This window comes from Planococcus daihaiensis (genome assembly GCF_049262615.1).
Taxonomy (GTDB): Bacteria; Bacillota; Bacilli; order Bacillales_A; family Planococcaceae; genus Planococcus.
In genome coordinates this window covers 709,630-728,391 of sequence record NZ_CP175504.1, presented here as the reverse complement: position 1 = coordinate 728,391, position 18,762 = coordinate 709,630, and the positions used below count along the sequence as shown (strand labels likewise).

At 39.7% G+C, this 18,762-nt stretch carries 13 protein-coding genes and 2 pseudogenes; 10 read left to right on the top strand and 5 right to left on the bottom strand.

Annotation, left to right across the window (positions count from 1 at the left end; all coding sequences use genetic code 11):
- Positions 1-548 precede the first annotated feature (548 nt).
- Positions 549-1,574 carry a hypothetical protein gene (locus DHX103_RS03490; RefSeq protein WP_422123885.1) on the top strand — a complete coding sequence of 342 codons (1,026 nt, stop codon included), beginning with the start codon at positions 549-551 and terminating at the stop codon, positions 1,572-1,574.
- Positions 1,575-1,811: 237 nt separating this feature from the next.
- Here DHX103_RS03490 and DHX103_RS03485 read toward each other — a convergent pair whose 3' ends face one another.
- Positions 1,812-2,915, bottom strand: a complete 1,104-nt coding sequence (locus tag DHX103_RS03485) for an S-layer homology domain-containing protein (RefSeq protein ID WP_422123884.1) — start codon at positions 2,913-2,915, stop codon at positions 1,812-1,814.
- A gap of 212 nt (positions 2,916-3,127) precedes the next feature.
- Positions 3,128-3,319 (bottom strand): annotated as a pseudogene (locus DHX103_RS03480) (alpha-L-glutamate ligase); the annotation flags it as partial.
- A 279-nt stretch (positions 3,320-3,598) separates the two neighbouring features.
- Between DHX103_RS03480 and galE the strand changes: the two are divergent.
- The 3 genes and pseudogenes from galE (at position 3,599) to DHX103_RS03465 (ending at position 8,059) form a co-directional block, all read left to right on the top strand.
- Positions 3,599-4,594 carry a UDP-glucose 4-epimerase GalE gene (gene galE, locus DHX103_RS03475; RefSeq protein WP_422124715.1) on the top strand — a complete coding sequence of 332 codons (996 nt, stop codon included), beginning with the start codon at positions 3,599-3,601 and terminating at the stop codon, positions 4,592-4,594.
- Between the two features lie 333 nt (positions 4,595-4,927).
- Positions 4,928-5,289: pseudogene (locus DHX103_RS03470) on the top strand (UTP--glucose-1-phosphate uridylyltransferase); the annotation flags it as partial.
- Between the two features lie 115 nt (positions 5,290-5,404).
- Positions 5,405-8,059, top strand: coding sequence for a CDP-glycerol glycerophosphotransferase family protein (locus tag DHX103_RS03465; protein ID WP_422123883.1), 2,655 nt, complete (start codon positions 5,405-5,407; stop codon positions 8,057-8,059).
- Positions 8,060-8,169: 110 nt separating this feature from the next.
- Here DHX103_RS03465 and DHX103_RS03460 read toward each other — a convergent pair whose 3' ends face one another.
- Together DHX103_RS03460 and tagD are read right to left on the bottom strand one after the other, a co-directional pair.
- Complete coding sequence (locus DHX103_RS03460) at positions 8,170-9,339, bottom strand: CDP-glycerol glycerophosphotransferase family protein (RefSeq protein WP_422123882.1); 1,170 nt, start codon at positions 9,337-9,339, stop codon at positions 8,170-8,172.
- A complete protein-coding gene (gene tagD, locus DHX103_RS03455) occupies positions 9,336-9,728 on the bottom strand; it encodes a glycerol-3-phosphate cytidylyltransferase (RefSeq protein WP_422123881.1) in 393 nt (130 codons plus the stop codon). The genes DHX103_RS03460 and tagD overlap by 4 nt, the downstream gene beginning before the upstream one ends.
- A gap of 116 nt (positions 9,729-9,844) precedes the next feature.
- Between tagD and DHX103_RS03450 the strand changes: the two genes are divergently transcribed.
- Genes DHX103_RS03450 through tagH form a run of 3 tightly spaced genes read left to right on the top strand, consistent with a single transcriptional unit; the run spans position 9,845 to position 13,929 of the window.
- Positions 9,845-12,262: a CDP-glycerol glycerophosphotransferase family protein gene (locus DHX103_RS03450; protein ID WP_422123880.1), complete on the top strand. Its 2,418-nt coding sequence runs from the start codon at positions 9,845-9,847 to the stop codon at positions 12,260-12,262.
- 32 nt (positions 12,263-12,294) lie between these two features.
- Complete coding sequence (locus DHX103_RS03445; RefSeq protein WP_422123879.1) at positions 12,295-13,101, top strand: ABC transporter permease; 807 nt, start codon at positions 12,295-12,297, stop codon at positions 13,099-13,101.
- 18 nt (positions 13,102-13,119) lie between these two features.
- Positions 13,120-13,929, top strand: a complete 810-nt coding sequence (tagH, locus tag DHX103_RS03440; RefSeq protein ID WP_422123878.1) for a teichoic acids export ABC transporter ATP-binding subunit TagH — start codon at positions 13,120-13,122, stop codon at positions 13,927-13,929.
- 24 nt (positions 13,930-13,953) lie between these two features.
- Here tagH and DHX103_RS03435 read toward each other — a convergent pair whose 3' ends face one another.
- Positions 13,954-14,625, bottom strand: coding sequence for a WecB/TagA/CpsF family glycosyltransferase (locus DHX103_RS03435; RefSeq protein WP_422123877.1), 672 nt, complete (start codon positions 14,623-14,625; stop codon positions 13,954-13,956).
- A gap of 611 nt (positions 14,626-15,236) precedes the next feature.
- Between DHX103_RS03435 and DHX103_RS03430 the strand changes: the two genes are divergently transcribed.
- The 3 genes from DHX103_RS03430 (at position 15,237) to manA (ending at position 18,455) form a co-directional block, all read left to right on the top strand.
- Positions 15,237-15,992, top strand: coding sequence for a WecB/TagA/CpsF family glycosyltransferase (locus DHX103_RS03430; RefSeq protein ID WP_422123876.1), 756 nt, complete (start codon positions 15,237-15,239; stop codon positions 15,990-15,992).
- 83 nt (positions 15,993-16,075) lie between these two features.
- Positions 16,076-17,443 carry a sugar phosphate nucleotidyltransferase gene (locus DHX103_RS03425; protein WP_422123875.1) on the top strand — a complete coding sequence of 456 codons (1,368 nt, stop codon included), beginning with the start codon at positions 16,076-16,078 and terminating at the stop codon, positions 17,441-17,443.
- 58 nt (positions 17,444-17,501) lie between these two features.
- Positions 17,502-18,455 (top strand): mannose-6-phosphate isomerase, class I, encoded by a 954-nt coding sequence (gene manA / locus DHX103_RS03420; protein ID WP_422123874.1) that lies wholly within the window; start codon positions 17,502-17,504, stop codon positions 18,453-18,455.
- The last annotated feature ends 307 nt before the right edge of the window (positions 18,456-18,762 follow it).

The following is an 18,762-nucleotide window of genomic DNA, read 5'->3' as shown; positions in this document are numbered from 1 at the left end:
AAACCTTTGAAATGGAAAGAGGGCTTGAAATCATATGATTTCAAGCCCTCTTTCCATTTTTATTCAAATTAACTTTCAAGCTTTGTAAAACCCAATCTTGAACAAATAGTAAATACAGTTAAAAATATGAAATGATGAGAAAGCATCCCAGTCCAACGCAATTGCCATTTGGAGCAGAGGCAACAAGAAAAGGATCAGAGAATAAATAATATTGTATTTTTAGAAAAAATTCAGAAAAGTATAATAACTATTGATTTACAATTAATTTATTGCTAATGTATATGTTGTAAGGTTAGTGGTAAATTAGACCTAAAAAAATAATGAATAAAAATACCTGGATGAGATTAGTGGGATTAATTTAAAAATTTTGTGTGTCTTCGGCGATTAAACAGCTTTAAAACTAATCTGTCAAAAGGCTTAAATCATTGGATAAACATTCATATAATATATTGATAGTTACATCACATAAAGCTATTTGTATTGCTCTTTTCATATAACTAGAATTTAATTTTTGAAATCACCTAATAATTAACAGGGGGGGATAAAAAATGAAAAAAACATTTTTTTTACATGAGATCGAAGTGAATGTAGAATCAGAGGATAATAAATTTATCAGTCTAGTCTCTAAAGAATTTGAGGGCGTAGAGGGGGAAAATGGGGATAAAAGTTTTCAGTTAAATGTAAACTTTAAAAGCTATAGGATATTTAAAAAGGCTAAAAAAGAACAATTAGATGGATATTCTAGATTATCCAGTACACTTTTCACTTCAAAAAACTCATTTGTTTATAAAGACAGAGAGTTTTTCATCGAAGGAGAAGTGCTGGAAAACTCATTAAATATTACAGCCTATTACAACGAAAGAATAGATCATGCCTTTCGAAATTTACTAAACAATAACATCCGAAATAGTAATTATCAGATGATAATTCGATATATAGTCCAGTTTCCTTTGATGAGTATTTTAAATAGAAAGTATGATATGGGAGTAATTCATGCTTCTTCAGTTTATAAAGAGGAGGATGGAATTTTATTTGTTGGATTTAATGGATCTGGAAAAAGTAGTTTTGCAAATTATATAAATTTCACTAGCGATTATAAGATCTTCTCTGATAATTTTACTCTTTATAAAGAGAATGAAATGTATTATTTTCCTGAATCTATCAGGGTGTCCTCTGAACTATTAAATAATATAAGTACTGAAAAAAATAATTCAACTGAAAAAGTTTTTGGAAAGGTTAAAATCTCCAACAACTATGTAAAAGAGAATCCGATTGTCCGTAAAATTTACTTTACTAACATAGGTAATGCTGAAGAGATTGAAACCGTTAATAAAGAAACAATGTTTCAAATGATTACCGGCATGCATAATTTTCTAAGTGAGTTTTCTTACTTTTCATACGATGTAGCATTAAATCATATTTTGAACGAGGACCATGCTTTGCATAAATCCAGTGATGAAAACTTTAAGCTGCAAGAATTCCTTCAGGATAAAAAACTTTATAGCCTTACACTTCAAAAAAACAAGTGGGACTTTGACAGTCTAGTAAAGGGAGTATTAAAAAGTGGAGTTTAAATCGACCTTCTAGTTGAGATGTTTAATCGGCAGTTCCCTGATTCCAGATGAATTGGTTTCGACTTTTAGCAATCAACTGGTGTGCATTAATATCTAGTAGTCAATCATAATGAGAGACTGGATTATCTGGTTTATTTACTTTCATTATCGTTAAATTGCTCTGCGGTAAGAGTATAGATCTACGTCAAAAAGGAGACTCGAAATCAACCGATTTCAAGTCTCCTTTCTTTTAAAACTCTAAATCGTCCAGCGGTCATTGATGATCGCCACCAATTTCCACTCACCACGCCGGTTCTTCTCGAAAACCATATTCAGGCTTTGCCAGTCCATTTGGTCATATTGCGCGGTGCCCGGGAAATAAAATTCAACGATGGTTGCTTCGGGATACAAGCGGTGGATGAACTCATGAGTGGTTGGCTGAATGGTGCGTCCATAGCGCTCTTTCGCAGTGTAAGTCGCATTGAGCAAATACTCTTCGTAATATTCGGCAGGCGTCAGATTGATCTCGAAACCACTGCCGTCCTGATAGCCCCACAAATATTCATTCGGATTGTTCATGAAGCCACGAACCTGGGCTTTCGTCAACGTCACTCCTCCACTGTCGATACCTCCTCCGCTGTATGGACAGAACTTCAATCCATCCCTTGCGCTGACATGAGCTGCCACATCTCTAAAGTTTTCGGCCTGGAGATCCGCCAGTATTTCATTGGCAGTCATCAGTAACTCCTGTTTTTCAGGAATGAAGATGGGCTCAATGGTGCGAGCAAGGAATGCTGCGAATTGTGCACGTGTGACTTTTTTGTCTGGTCGGAATTTATTATTCCGGTAACCGTCAATTACACCTTCATAGGACACTCTGGATACGGCATCGAAAGCGTAATGTCTTTTCCTCATATCCCGAAAATCATTATCAGGTGCTTCCGGGAAATAGAATGCTCTGTCCAGCATGACAGCCGCTTGGGCACGTGTGGTTTTTGCATTTGGCCGGAATTTGCGTTTCGAATTTCCGTCGATGATTCCTTCATCAACTGCAGACGCAATATATCCGGAATGCGGATGGCTGGCTGGTACATCTTTAAAGCCGGTTACGCGAGGCGTATCATCCAAGTTTAGGGCGCGTCCAATCATGGCGACGGCATCGGACCGTTTGATGGGCTCATCTGGCCTGAAGGTGCCATCTGGGTACCCCGTGATGATTCCTTCTTCGTACAGGTAGGCAATTTCGAAAGCAAACTCGTGATCAGCAAAGACGTCATCAAACAGGACTATCGCTTTGGCGGGAGATACAAAAGCACTGAACATCAGGATGGCAGCTGCAATTAAAGACAAAGAAGTTTTCATCTTTATCCCTCCCTATTTGATTTTATTTTATCACAATTCCGATAAATAATTATCATTTAATTGTTATTTGTAATATATAATTGTCATCAACTGATGTATTAGAAATGAAGTGTAATGGAAGGTTTTACGCAATCTAGTGACGGGATTTCGCAATAAAAAACTGCACCTCCCGTAAGAAAGGTGCAGTTAAAAGAATGGAGATTTTTACTCCGTTAAAGAGTCAATTCCGATTTAGCGAGCTCTTTTCCAAGCAGCTGCGCGAGTTCCAATATGCCGAATGTGCCGGTAACGGCTGCTGCATCCGCGTTTTAGTTCGTGCTGGTATTGAAGTCGTACATGAAAATTTCAACTTTAGCATTGCGGATAAATTCAATTCCAGCGACGGTAATTTCGTTCCGGTGCAAAGCGGTGACGACTTGTATGTCAATCTGTTAAGTAAACTGCAGGAAATTAGAGTGCTGGAAAATATCGGGTTAAAGATTAAGAGACCCTTAAATTATGATATAATTGGAAAAGTATCGTTTTTTTCTGCTGAACATAATTGGCGGGTTTTATAAAATCGCAGGAAGTTCAGGGTTATTCAGAAGACGATTGAGTTTGCTTTGAAAAAGTCAAAATAATAGATTAATTATTTTGGATTGATGAAAAACTTTACGAATCTTTATTTGACAAAGGAGAAAAATATGACGATATTAGTTTGTGGAGGCGCCGGATATATTGGCAGCCATACCGTTAAAGAATTGATTGGTAAATATGAAGTGGTCATCCTGGATAACTTAACCACTGGTTATCCTTATCTATTGGATGACAAAGCAATTTTTGAGCAGGGGGACTTAGGGGACGAAGCTATTTTGGACCAAATATTCACTAAATATGACATCGATGCGGTGTTCCATTTCGCAGCTAACAGCTTGGTTGGAGAGTCCGTTCAAAACCCTTTGAAGTATTATCGGAATAATGTGAATGCAACGGTGGTATTATTGGAGAAAATGATTGAGCATGGAATTGGTAAATTCATCTTTTCGTCGACGGCAGCAACATATGGAATTCCAGAAACTGATTCAATCTCGGAAACTACTAAAACCGCACCAATTAATCCGTATGGGAAATCGAAGCTGATGGTAGAAACTATATTAGATGATATATCAAAAGTTTATAACTTTGAATATATAGTTTTACGCTATTTTAATGCTGCCGGTGCACATGCATCCGGTGAAATCGGAGAAAGCCATGATCCGGAGACCCACCTGATTCCAATCGTGTTACAGCATCTATTGGGGGAACGGGAGAAAATTTCGGTTTTCGGAACGGATTATGATACGCCGGATGGTACTTGTGTGAGAGATTACATCCATGTCACAGATTTGGCAAATGCGCATATTTTAGCATACGAAGGGATGGTAAACGGCACGGTATCCAATGATGTATTCAATTTAGGAAATGGTGCAGGCTATTCCGTTAAAGAGATTATTGATAAATGTGAAGAAGTATCAGGAAAATCTGCTGTTATTGAATATGCTGACCGACGTCCTGGAGATCCGGCAATTTTAGTGGCATCCTCCGAGAAAATTGAAGAGAAGCTGGGATGGCAACCGAAGTTCAAATTGATTGAGATTATCGAAAGTGCCTGGAACTGGCACAATGTCGGCACTCAGAGTAAAAAGCAAATTAATTACTAATAGAAAAAAATCCTTATCTAAAACCTTCAAGGTTATCAGATAGGGAGTTTTTTTCGTTAACCAGCTCTGTCTTCTGGGTTTTTCAATACTTTTACAATCTATAAAAATATAAATTTGTCTAATTTAATAAAAAAACTTAAAAACCCTTATATTTACATGTAATCTTAATAATGTTAGTATAAAAATATTGTAAAAAAATAATCATTTCATTAACAGTGTTTATAAAGAGCATTTTTAACTTCTTACAATAGGTGAGATTAAAGGTATTTGTCCTCTAGAATGCCGCTCTATTTGTCGTTATATCTAAAGTTATAGAAATTATTGCATTTCAGAAAGAGAACAATTTATGATCATGTCAATCATGCTTTCGAGCTCGAAGATACCCTATTGAAAAAAGACAAGACGAATATGTTGGATTCTGTTTTAAAAACTTCCCACGTTGAAATCCATTACATCCGTCAATAGCGGTCATTGGAACTAGGACGTGCAATTTGGCGAGCCCGAAATTTCATCGGCAATGAACCATTTGGTTTCCTGCTTGGCGATACCATAGTGGGAAATGATAAACTTTGTTTAGCTAGGCTGAGAGGCATGGCATCTTTGATCCGATTGCGGTCAACGGTAAGCTGATAGAGACCAACCGGTTTGTCGAAAAACCGAAAGCAGGTTTGGCGCCAGCCGATTATGCCATTATGGAATGAACTTTGGACCATATAAAAGGAATCTTGATGAAGCAACTAAAAAAGAACAATAAGATAGCTTAGATGGAGTGAAAATAAGCAATCTTTAATAGTTAAGGAGAAAACTAAATTGAAAAAAGACCTGGCATTACCTCTGAAAAAAGCGAAAAAATTAATTGAAAAAGTATCGGGTTACAAAATTACAGTTTCAAAACCGAAGTCTAAAAAAGCCATCCAAAAGAAGATAAAAGACATTTCACCCGATTATGCATCGGCATTTTCAGAGAAGGATCTTCAGACGGATGAGAACAGGCTTATAATTCAAGATCTAATAAAAAAGCACGGTAAAAACAAAACCTTCAGACGATCTGTGGAGTATACGGGCTATTACGAAAATTTGGCTGTGGATGAGACGGTGATCCTTTATGAAAGTTTTCACGGGAAGAATATAAGCTGCAACCCATATGCGATTTATAAAAACCTGGCAGCAGATCCGGCATTCGTTAAATATCGGCACATATGGGTATTGAATAATCCGGATGCTTGCCCGGATTGGATGAAAGAATTGTCGAATATTGAGTTGGTCTCCGTACACAGTGAGGCATACCTGAAATATTTGGCTTCTGCGAAATATCTGATCAACAATACTTCATTTCCTCCTTATTTTATCAAGAAAGATGAACAAGTGTATGTAAATACTTGGCACGGTACCCCTCTAAAAACACTGGGCAAAGATATGAATGGATCATTGGGGCAACACAAGAATTTGATGAAGAATTTTCTGCAATCCGATTTCATTCTTGCTCCGAACAAGTTTACAGCAGATAAAATTGTGGATTCACATGATTTACGAGGAATTTATACCGGCAAAATTGCGGAAACGGGTTACCCGCGCATTGATACTGTATTTGCAACACACGACGACTTAAGGGGATTACTAAATTGTGGCAGCAATAAGCAAGTGCTGCTTTACGCTCCTACCTGGAGAGGTGAAGTTGGTAAAGTCGATTCTGAAATTGATCGGTTTATTGAAGATGTCATCCGACTGGAGGAAGTGTTGGGGGATAGATTTACAATTTTGTTGAAAGTGCACAGTTTGATGCAAAAGCATATTAAAGAGAAGAAACTCAGTTTAAATGTGGTCCCAGACACTATCGATACAAATGAATTACTTAGCATCACCGACATTTTACTGACCGATTACTCAAGTGTATTCTTCGACTATATGGTAACCCAAAAGCCGATTATATTTTATGCTTATGATCGTTTTGAGTACGAAATGGACCGTGGGTTCTATTTGAATCTCGAAGATATGCCGGGGGCCATTTGCACAGATATTGGTCAAGTTACCGAAGCGATTGCTCGTTCGCAAAATTACCAGGAAGATTATTTTGTACAGCTAATGGCTTGTCGGGAGAATTTTGTTTCATTGGAAGACGGCGGCAGCACTCAGCGAGTCGTTGATGCGGTCTTTAACAATGATGAGCAGCATACATATTCCGTTTTGGATGATAAAACTAATATTCTTGTTTACAGCGGTGGCTTCCACAACAATGGAGTAACAAGTTCAGCTATCAATTTGATGAACAACATCGATTATTCCAAATACAATGTCATTATTGCAGATAAAGGCAATTTTGACGAAGAAAGTGCTAAAAATCATGTGAAATTGAATAAGCATGTGAAAAAATATTACCGGTCGGGCAGCATAAATTACCATTTGAATGAATTGTTACAGCAGGAACTCCTTTTCAAAAATGGTCATGAAAACTATTATCATCGTGGCCCCGACAATTTCCTTGATGAAAAAATATTGTCAATCTATAAACGTGAATTTAAAAGGATGTTCGGTAACAGCAAAATTGACATCGCCATAGATTTTAGCGGTTATGTGAAATTTTGGACTTTGCTTTTTGCGGCAAATGATTTTGAAAAAAAGTTGATTTTCCAGCACAATGAAATGATGGAGGAATATGTAAAAGTTATTGACGGGAAATACAAACACAAGAAAAATCTGAATGTCATTTTCCCAGCGTACAATTATTTTGATTCCATTATCTCTGTCGCAGAGCACACGAGAAATACCAATCAACACCGATTGGCTCATTTAGTGGCAAAAAGTGAAGAGAAAATGACTTATGTCCATAATTCCATTAATTATGAATACGTTTTGCAGGCAATTGAAGAACAGGACAAAGCTACAATGGAAATTTCTGAAATAGCGAATGCAGGGGTGGAATCGTCCAATACAATACGACAACCTGAAGCGGACCGATTCAGCTTTGTCACAATGGGAAGAATGTCACCAGAAAAAGATCATCAGAAGTTAATCAGAGCTTTTGCTCGTCTTCATCAAAAAAGAGCGGATATTGAATTATTCATTCTTGGAACCGGACAACTAGAAGATCAGTTGATTCAGCAGATTAAGGACAGCGGACTGGAAGATCATGTTCATCTTGTGGGTCAATTAGAAAATCCATTTCCGCTGATTCAGGCATCAGATTGTTTTGTTCTGCCGTCCAACCACGAAGGTCAGCCGATGGTGCTTTTGGAATGCCTAATCTTGAACAAACCTATCCTAGCTACAGATATACCAGGAAACAGAAGTATTCTGGAAGATGGCTATGGAGAAATTGTTGAAAATTCGATTGAAGGCCTTGTTATGGGGATGGAAAAAATGCTTACAGAGCAACCGGCTTACAGAGTTTTTGATTATAAGATCTACAATGAAGAAGCTATGGAAATGTTCTATCAGACAATCAGCAGAAAATATGCAATGAATTAAACTGCGCTTTGCGTCGTAGAAACTTTTCAACTGGAATGATCAAAAAAATAACGAAATAAAAACAGGCGGAGAAAAGTAAATCACTTTTCTCCGCCTGTTTTACTTGGGTTCTATAAATCTTTTGGGTTATAAACTTCAGCGATTAACTTCTTAGCCGAACTACCGTCAGAAAATGTGTTCCAGTGATGTTTAAAGCGCTTGATATTATCCAGGTCGATTGCCGGATCTTTAATGTGTGCGATCACTTCTGCTGTCGTTCGGGCTATTGGGCCGGGGAAAGATAAATCATCCATTGACCACAGACCTTGCACTTTACTGTAAGATTTCAGATCATAAGTGAAGAAAATCATTTTCTTCTCCAACAGGGAAAATTCTACCGGGATGGAGGAGTAGTCTGTCACCAAAATATCGCAAACGGTCAATAGCTCATTGATGTGAGGGTAATCACTGACCAACAAGATGCGGGGGTGCTCCGGAACTTTCAGTGCCTCCTGGACAGATGGATGTATCCGGATCATTAAAATATGATTGTCAGGGAGTGATTCAAGAAATTGCATGATATCAAACTCCAGCTTCATTTTTTGCAGGGAGTCTTTCCGGAACGTCGGAGCATATAGGATTTTCTTTTTGTCTCTAAGGACTGGGTAACGCTTATACACCCGCTCCGAACCCGCTTTTTTCAGCGCTTCATCGAAGAAAAAGTCAGTTTGAGGCACTCCGGTATAAAGTAATTGATTTTCATTTAAATGAAATGCTTCTAAGAAGATATCCGCCATTTGCCTCGAGCCGACGGGGATATAATGAAACTGATCATAGACTTTCTGAAATCTATTTTTTGCGCTGGTGCTTCTTTTAGAGGTCTCGGGGTCGCTCCAGCCGAATTTTTTAACGGCTCCCGCTGCATGCCAAAGTTGGATGCATTTAACTTCATCTTTAAACCGGATAGCCGATAAAGCCCCAACATATGTATCAACGAAAATATATTTTGCAGTTGCAAGGTGATAAATGGATGAAACCAGAGCCAGAAAATTGAGTGTATCCAAAAAATAGATGCTTTTTTTGGCAGCGGGAATAGAGCAAAAATCCACTTTGCATTTTTTACTGTTGATGAAAACAAGTTGCTGAGAACTGGACGCCGCCAACTCCCTTGCTGTGAACAAGGCATTCTCTCCAAAAGTGGAGAGAAAGACTGTCTTGTTTTTTAACGGGAATAGTTTAAAGAAGGAAAAAGCAGTTTTGAACAGTCCGAGGTATAGAGAAATTGAAATTTCTTTTATCATCCTCTGTTGAAAAGGTCCGTCTTTATTTTACTCGTAGAAATACCATCAGTCCGCGGAAGATAAATTACTTGGCAATAGGCGGATAATTCATCGAATTTCCCTTCCCAATCTGAACCCATCACAAAGATATCCACCTGGTGCTTTTGGATATCGCCTTCTTTTTGGCCCCAGTTATGTTCAGGGATAACTTCGTCTACATACTTAATTGCTTCCAAAATCAGCTTTCTTTCTTCATAAGAATGATAAGCCGCTTTTCCTTTTATGGCGTTAAATTCATCGGATGATAAACCGACGATCAGGTAATCTCCAAGTTCTTTCGCCTTTTTCAATATGTTTATATGGCCATGATGCAATAAATCGAATGTACCATATGTGATGACTTTTTTCATAGATATACTCACTCCACTTGATGTAATTTATATATTATAAGAAAATGTTATGATTATATAATATATGTTATTATCTTAAATAGCTATTGAAAATATTGTGTAAAAGAGGAAGAACTATGATTCTAAATAATAAGGTGCAAATTTTAACAAAAAGCGATAATTCCATTGAGCTTTCAATAGATCCGTATGAAACAGTTTTTCATTTCTCTCTGGAGGATTTGGTTCCCGGACATGCCTTTGCTATAGGTGAAGTGCCGGAGTCGGACCAATTGCTGGCTAAGACAGAATTTCAGGGAAACACGGTAATCATATATATAAAAAACAATAAACTACTCGCCAGCCAACTCCCAAGTCTATTATATCGTGATTTGAACTTATCATCCGGAGATGAGTCTTTGGCGATTGAATACGAGACTTATATAGAAGAAATTGCTTTCAAACAAACGAGCGAAACCTCAGTTTCACTCTTTTCTTCAACAGGGGAGTATCTATATACATTCGATGATATTCTTGCCTACGAATCTCCCGACCATGTAATCCCGCTGGATTTGAATATGACATCTACAGAAAGCAGATACATACTGGCAGGAAAGATTGTATATGAACAATTCAATATCTTTTTGGTTTATGACTTGTTCAGAAAAGAAATGATTACGCGAAATAGAAGATTCCAAGTTTTATCTAATAATGCGGAGCTGGAAATTAATCTGGAAAGTCCAGAAATAATTCAGGTATCTTATAAAGAAGACAACACTGCTCTAAATTATAAAGTAATAACCAAAAAAGCGAGAAAGATATTCGATTTCTATCAAGTGGAAGATCATCGAAACAAGCACATGCTTGCTTCTTTTTCGATTAATGGGGCAAAGTATTTTATCTTCAATAGAAAGAATGGTGTATTCATATCAAAAGGGAATGCTTTGGAAATAACTGGGTATGAATCCCGGTTACATGCATTTTTCAGCAATAAGCATCTTTACATTTATGGTCGTAATACACATTATGCCTACAAAGCCAACGGTGAATATGATTATTTATATATCACTGGCAAAGAAGAGCCGATTACAAAATTCACAAGACCTGTTAAGTCTCGTTTCTTTAGGCGTTTTGGATTTTTTAAAGTTCCTATTTCATGTATCTCTAAAGAAACTGAACAGAAGCAAGGGCTTTATCTCGGAGACCGGAAACTGACAATTCATCCGTTAAAATTAAGAACGAATGCTAAAAAAGGGAATGTTATTACGATTCAAAAACGAAAAAATGAGGTACTCCTGCTCAACGCTGCCAAGCGGGGAAGCATGTTTATTCACACCAGTTTTTTTCCGGAGGATTTTACTTTGAAAAATAGAATACGAACTTGGATCAGCGGACTGAAAAACAGCAAAAGGGTTCTCCAATTATTCAAGTTAATCTTCACTGTCATGGGACGTATGCCCAAAAAACGGAAGCTGGTCATTTTTGAAAGCTTTCATGCCAAGCAATACAGTGACAGCCCGCGGGCAATTTACGAATATATGAAAAAACATCATTCGGACTACGAGCTCGTCTGGAGCATCGATCGAAAAGCCGAAAACCTGTTTAAGGAATTCGGCGTGCCTTATATCCGCCGTTTTACCATCTCTTGGTTTCTTAATTTCCCCCGTGCGAAATATTGGGTGAATAATGTCCGGTTGCCTGCATGGATGCCAAAACCGAAAGACACCGTCTATATCCAGACCTGGCATGGAACACCGCTGAAAAAATTAGGGATCGACATTACCGAGATTCATATGCCCGGAACAAATACCAGCACCTATAAAAACAATTTCATTACTGAAGCAAGGAAATGGGATTACCTCGTATCTCCGAATCCTTATTCGACGGAGATTTTCAGAAGGGCTTTTCATTATCCAGGCAAGATTATCGAGTCGGGCTATCCCCGGAACGATGTATTATCGATGCGTCCAGAGGCTCTGGCCAGCAATTTAAAACAGAAGCTGGGCATACCTGCCGATAAGAAAATTATGCTTTATGCGCCAACTTGGCGGGACAATGAATTTTATGAAAAAGGGAAATATAAATTTGAGTTCCAATTTGATTTGAATAGGTGGAAGCAAGAGTTCGGAGATGAATGGGTTCTGTTGTCGAGGATGCATTACCTGGTAGCTGAGAACTTTGATTTCTCTGCTCACGAAGGTACGGTTTACGACGCTTCTTCATACCCGGATATTCGCGACCTTTATTTGATTTCCGATTTGATGATCACTGATTATTCCTCTGTATTTTTTGATTTTGCTGTGCTGGAACGTCCAATCATTTTCTTTATGTACGATCTGGAACAGTATCGCGATCAGTTAAGGGGCTTCTATATTGATATTGAAGAAGATGCACCTGGACCGATTGTGGAGACAGAAGAAGAATTGTTTAGAGCGATAAACGAACTCAAAGGGTCGAATGTCTTGATGAATCCGAAGTTCAGCGTGTTCAAAGACAAGTTTTCCTCATTGGAAGATGGCCATGCTGCCGAACGTGTAGTCAAAGCTTTTTTGGAGTAGTATGAAAGAAAGCGGGTAGGTGAAGAGCTCTAATGAAATCAATGATAAAAATATTAAAAGAACAAATTCAATATTTCTATTTGGTGAGAAGGCTATCTGTTTATGAATTACGGAGTCTCACCAGTGGGAATTACCTCGGAATGGCCTGGGAAATTATTAATCCTGCAATTCAAATAACCATCTATTGGTTTGTATTTGGATTCGGAATCCGGGAAAGGGAACCCGTGGGGGACATTCCCTATTTACAATGGATGTTTGCCGGGATCCTGGTATGGTTCTTTATCACACAGGCTGTTATGAAGGGTTCCAAATCAATATACAGCAAGATAAAAATGTTGGCCAAGATGAACTTCCCGATGAGTGTCATTCCGAGCTATGTAATTTTCTCTCAGTTTTATCCGCATTTAATACTATTGGGACTGGGTGTCATCTTTCTGCAGTTTATCGGAAATCCGATTTCCATTTATTATCTTCAATTGCCGATTTACATGCTTGGCCTGTTAGCATTCCTGTTCAGTTTAGTATTGATCACTTCGACATTGACTACGATTGTGCGGGATGTCCAGATGCTGCTCCAGTCAGTCATGAGAATGCTTTTGTATCTGTCACCGATACTTTGGCCGCCGACTATTCTGCCTGAATGGGTGCAGCCCTACATGATGATAAATCCTTTTTACTATATAATTGAAGGCTACCGCTATTCTTTGCTTGGTGAAGGATGGTATTTCTTGGAGAATCCTGTTTATACGGCATATTTTGCAGGGGTCATCCTGCTAACATTCTTAATAGGCTCTTATCTGCATGTGAAATTCAGAAATCAATTTATTGATTTCCTTTAAAAGTGGGAAGTGATTCAAATGGCTAAGTCAGTAGATATCCAAAAGGTATCGAAAAGATATAAACTATATAAGAAAAGATCGGAACGCATTCTGGATTTAATCATTCCGATGAAAGAATACGGCGAAGAATTTTTTGCGTTACGGGATGTTACTTTTGCCGTTGACGAAGGAGCCATTGTGGGTCTTATCGGCATCAATGGTTCCGGTAAATCAACTTTGGCCAATATCATCGCCGGCGTTATCCCTGCGACTTCCGGCAAAGTGGTCAGCAAAGGCAATATTGCCTTAATAGCAGTTAATGCCGGGCTCGACAATAAATTGACGGGCAGGGAGAATGTTGAATTGAAACTTTTGATGCTCGGGTTTTCCAGCCAGGAAATCAAAGAGATGGAAAAAGAAATCATCGAGTTTGCCGAGATTGAAAAATTCATCGACCAGCCTGTCAAAACATATTCGAGCGGGATGAAATCCCGTTTGGGCTTCTCCATATCGGTTCGAGTGGATCCGGATATTCTTATCATTGATGAAGCGTTATCAGTCGGCGATAAAGCCTTTGCTGAAAAGAGCCTCAACAAAATGATGGAGTTCAAAGAAAAAGGGAAGACCATGTTTTTTGTCAGCCATTCAATTGGCCAGATGAAGAAGTTTTGCGACGAAATCGCATGGCTGGAATTCGGAACGCTGAAAGAATACGGTAAAGCAGATGTTGTGTTGGAAAAGTACGAGAAATTTCTTGATGATTATAAAGAGATGACGAAAAAAGAAAAGGCGAAATACCGCCATGACATTTTGAAGAAACATGAGACGGCAAAAGAAAAAATCCTTTAAACGATACCCGTTTAAAGGATTTTTCTATTGCTGTTTTTTATTCATTTTATCTTTAGACAGTTTTTCTTTATATACCTGGCCCAGATAAACGGGGAGTTGCAACATTCTTTTGAATCTGACAGGCTGCGTAAGCAAACGGTACATCCATTCAAGATTCCGGTCAAGCCAAAATTGTGGGGCACGTTTGGAATTGCCGGACAGCACATCAAAACTGCCGCCGACACCCATCAAAATCGAATTCGGAAATAGATGTTTGTAATCTGCCGCCCATTTCTCTTGCAGGGGGGCACCAAGTCCCACAAAGACAAAATCCGGTTTTGTCTCTGCAATTTGGAGCGCTACATCTTCTCCCAGCCCTGCATAACCATGTTGGGTTCCCGCTATTTCAAAATGAGGATACAGCTTCTTGGCGTTCACTACAGCTTTGCTGGCGACACCTTCTTTAGATCCGAAAAAGTAGATTGATTTCTGATGCTCGCTCGCATAAGCCAAGAAGGTGTGGACTAAATCATAACCAGTGATTTTTTCTGTCAATGGCTGATTGAGTATCTTAGAAGCCATTATGACCCCAGTGCCATCAGGAACTATATAATCGGCCTGCAGAATGGATTCGTGATAGCCGGGAGATTTAACTGCGTTCATAATAATTTCAGGGTTGGCAGTAACTATGAATATGCTTTTCTGTTTCAAATTCAATTCGCTGTACACTTTCTTCAGAAAATCTTCCCGGCTCAAATTGCTTATGGGAATATCTAAAATCATCACTCTATTATGAGACATATCAATCCCGCTTTCTTTTTATGTGAAAATATCTATTTTTGAAATATGTTGTTGTCTTATCTTTATTCAATTCTGGGAAGTGCTTATACAATGAAATACCCGTTATCAGTATTATTATTCCGTTTTAGACAGCTTCTTTAAATCGCGTCGCAAGGCGATAATCAGATCATTATATGAATAATAAATGCATGGAAAAGAAGTCGTATCCAGTAGCAACACTGATTAAGGATACGGCTTCTGCAAGTTTTTCTGAAATGAAAATAGTCATAATAACACGAGAAGTACGAGAAAAGGAGAACGCCTGGAAATCTTCATCTGAAAAAACACCTATATTCAGTAAAACAGCAATCCGCTGAATAAACAAGCACCAAATAAAAGCATCGACAAACGGGAACTACCGGGTTGTCGATGTTTTTTTGGCTAATTAAATAGACTGAATATTTAACCTTTCTTTAACCTGGGCTGATTATGCTGGTACTACGATAAGTTCTGGCCAGCGAAGATACCGTGCAAAGGAGGGGAAATGGATGATCCAAGAAAAAATCGAGTTGTTTGACGTCAAATTCAATAATGCCACGATGCCGGAATTTCTGGAGCTGTTGACGGAATTGATTGCTGCCAATACAAAAAACAATCTGATCCAGACGGTTAACGTTGATCACATCATGCTCATGAGGGAAGATCCGGAGTTCGATCACATCGTACGGAATGCGGCGCTGATCACCTGTGACGGCATGCCGATTGTGTGGGCTTCCAAATTCAAATCCGTCAAACTGCCGGAGCGGGTGACCGGAGCAGACATGACACTCGAAATATTCAAACATTCCGCCGCAAAGGATTTCAAAGTTTTCATACTCGGTGCAGGGCCGGGAGTTGCGGAGCTGGCAGCGGAAAAAGCGAGGGAAACATTCGAAGGCGTTCAGATCACAGGCGTCTATTCGCCGGCAAAAGAAGAGCTGCAAGATGCGGATGCGAGCCAAGCAATCTGCAGAAGGGTCAATGAGTCGGGAGCCAATATCCTGTTGATCGCGCTCGGTGCCCCGAAGCAGGAAAAATGGTATTGGAAAAATCGTGAATTTTTAGAGGTCAACGCCATTATCGGCGTGGGGGCATCGATTGATTTTATCGCGGGAACCCAGGAGCGGGCGCCTGTCTGGATGCAGAACGCCGGAATGGAATGGTCGTATAGATTGATGAAAAACCCGAACCGGATGTTCCAGCGCTATATCGTGCGGGATTCGAAGTTTTTGCCTTTATTCATCAAAGAAATCATTAAAAAATAATCATCAGCGCAATTTTTCTTTCATTATTCAGCTTTAAAAATCTGTTGGAATCAAAATATCTTCACGGATTAGGGGGAACAATGATGAAGTTAGTATTGCTGTCAGGAGGGTCCGGCAAGAGGCTGTGGCCGTTATCCAATGATTCGAGATCGAAACAATTCCTTAAAGTGCTGAAGGATTCGGAAGGCAGCCAAGTGTCGATGGTGCAGCGCGTGTGGGGGCAATTGGAGAATAACAACTTAACCGGGGATTCTGTGATAGCTACCGGTTATTCTCAGGTTGACATGATCAAAACCCAATTGGGTCCTGACGTGCAAATCGTAACAGAGCCGGAGAGAAGGGATACATTTCCCGCGATTGCTCTGGCTGCTGTTTATTTGTATTCCCAGGGGACCGACCTTGATGAAGTGATTGCGATGCTGCCGGTTGATCCGTATGTCGATGACAAATTTTTTAAACGGGTGCTCGATTTGGAAACGGCATTAAAGGGTTCGGACGCAAATCTGGCGCTAATGGGTGTGACGCCTACATTCCCGTCTGAAAAATATGGCTATATTGTTCCTAAAGATACCGAAAACGACAATTGCTTCACAGTCGATCATTTCAAGGAGAAACCGGACGAAGCCCTGGCCAAGCGAATGATCGGCAAAAACGCTTTATGGAATTGCGGCGTCTTTGCGTTCAAATTGAGCTATATGATCGATCTGTTAATTGAAAAAGGAATTCCGACCGATTATGAAACGCTTCATCAGAACTATCATTTATTGCCGAAAAACAGTTTCGATTATGAAGTCGTTGAAAAGGCGGAGCATATCATCGCGCTTTCCTATGACGGCTATTGGAAAGACCTCGGCACCTGGAATACGCTGACCGATGAAATGGCGTCGACGGTGACCGGTAAAGGTGTAATCGAGGAAGGAATAAAAAATTCACATATTGTCAATGAATTGGGGATTCCCATCATCCTTTTGGGGTTGAATAATGTGGTCGTTGCTGCCAGTCCGGATGGCATTTTAATCACGGAGAAAGAAACGAGCCCCAAGGTGAAAGAATATGTCAAAGGCTTCGACGACCGGCCGATGTATGAGGAACGGCGGTGGGGCTGGTACCGCGTGCTGGAGAACACGAAATATCCGGAAGGCAATGCCGTGCTCATCAAACGGCTGAATATCACGGCAGGCAAAAATTTGAGTTACCAGCTGCATTACAAGCGCAGTGAAGTGTGGACGGTTGTGAAAGGCGAAGGCATTTATGTCCTGAACAATCAATTGCGGCATATTCGAGCAGGAGATGTCATTCATAATGCACTCGGGGAAAAGCATGCGCTGAAAGCAATCACTGATATGGAAATCATTGAAGTCCAGACGGGCAGCGAGCTGGTTGAAGAAGATATCCACCGGATCGCCGTTGACTGGGAAGACATTGAAGCGCTGTGCAAAATCGTGACTTGAATGGAAAATTCACCAAAGTTCCAGTAAGTGACTGATTACTTATGGAGGGGGCATTCTCGTGTATAACGAACCTGTTTTTTTAGAGCCAGCGTTTCAGGAACGGATTTGGGGCGGTTCAAAATTGCAGAAGTTGTTCGGCTACAATATTCCGAGTCCATCAACGGGCGAAGCATGGGTCATTTCAGCGCATGAAAACGGTCCGTCGATTGTGAGAAATGGATTGCTCAAAGGGAAGAATTTGCTGGAAGCGTGGGAACAGCATTCGTATTTATTTGGCACCGAAGCGTCGACGAAGAATTTTCCGTTGCTGACAAAAATACTGGATGCCAACGAAGATTTGTCGGTGCAGGTGCATCCGGATGATCTCTACGCCAGGGAAGTTGCCAACGAACAATTCGGGAAAACGGAATGCTGGTATATTCTGGACTGCGATGAAAAGGCGGAGATCATTTTCGGCCATCATGCACAAAACGAACAGGAATTTAAGGAAATGGTGATGAACGGCGACTGGGATGGCTTGCTGCAGCGCATGCAAGTGAAAAAAGGGGATTTCATCTATGTTCCGAGCGGCACGCTTCATGCCATCGGCAAAGGAATCGTTATTTTGGAAACGCAGCAAAGTTCGGATATCACTTACCGCGTTTACGATTATGGTCGAACGGACGCGGAAGGGAAGTGCCGGGAATTGCATATCGAGCAAGCGCTGGCGGTGACCAGCTGCCCGCACCGAGTGGCGACGAAGTCAGACACTAAAGACGTCAATGGCGATCTGGAATCCACCCGTTTGATCGAAGACAAATATTTTACCGTCTATCATTGGAAACTGGTCGGGCAAACAGCGACGCCATTAAAGAAGAATTTCCTGTTGATGAGTGTGATAGAAGGCGAGGGGCAAATTACCATCGGCGGCAATAGCTCTGCGATCAAAAAAGGGGATAATTTCATTTTGCCTGCCACCATCGAGGAATATGAGATGGAAGGCAATCTTGAGGTGATCGTTTCGCATACGTGAAGTTCCCTGAATATGACTATAAGTTTTAGAATATCCAATCCTGGGAATGAAATATTCTCAAGATTGGATATTTTATATTTATTTTGAAATAAGATTTATTGCGATTTTCATCGACTATGATATTTCCGATTGTAACTTTTCGGCAGCAATATTACATACTCCTGACTGCAAAAAAATAGTATAAAAGAAATGTTTTTATTAAAATAAATGGACAGTGTGAAAAAGGATACTTATACTATAATAATGTATCCGGATGAAAATCTTAGCCGAGTATAAAAAAGCTATAAACTTGCTGTTCAGCATGTAA

Coding starts and splice junctions, on each gene's coding strand:
- DHX103_RS03490 (WP_422123885.1), top strand. CDS start 549: ATGAAAAAAACATTTTTTTTACATGAGATCGAAGTGAATGTAGAATCA.
- DHX103_RS03485 (WP_422123884.1), bottom strand. CDS start 2,915: ATGAAAACTTCTTTGTCTTTAATTGCAGCTGCCATCCTGATGTTCAGT.
- galE (WP_422124715.1), top strand. CDS start 3,599: ATGACGATATTAGTTTGTGGAGGCGCCGGATATATTGGCAGCCATACC.
- DHX103_RS03460 (WP_422123882.1), bottom strand. CDS start 9,339: ATGATAAAAGAAATTTCAATTTCTCTATACCTCGGACTGTTCAAAACT.
- tagD (WP_422123881.1), bottom strand. CDS start 9,728: ATGAAAAAAGTCATCACATATGGTACATTCGATTTATTGCATCATGGC.
- DHX103_RS03450 (WP_422123880.1), top strand. CDS start 9,845: ATGATTCTAAATAATAAGGTGCAAATTTTAACAAAAAGCGATAATTCC.
- DHX103_RS03445 (WP_422123879.1), top strand. CDS start 12,295: ATGAAATCAATGATAAAAATATTAAAAGAACAAATTCAATATTTCTAT.
- tagH (WP_422123878.1), top strand. CDS start 13,120: ATGGCTAAGTCAGTAGATATCCAAAAGGTATCGAAAAGATATAAACTA.
- DHX103_RS03430 (WP_422123876.1), top strand. CDS start 15,237: ATGATCCAAGAAAAAATCGAGTTGTTTGACGTCAAATTCAATAATGCC.
- DHX103_RS03425 (WP_422123875.1), top strand. CDS start 16,076: ATGAAGTTAGTATTGCTGTCAGGAGGGTCCGGCAAGAGGCTGTGGCCG.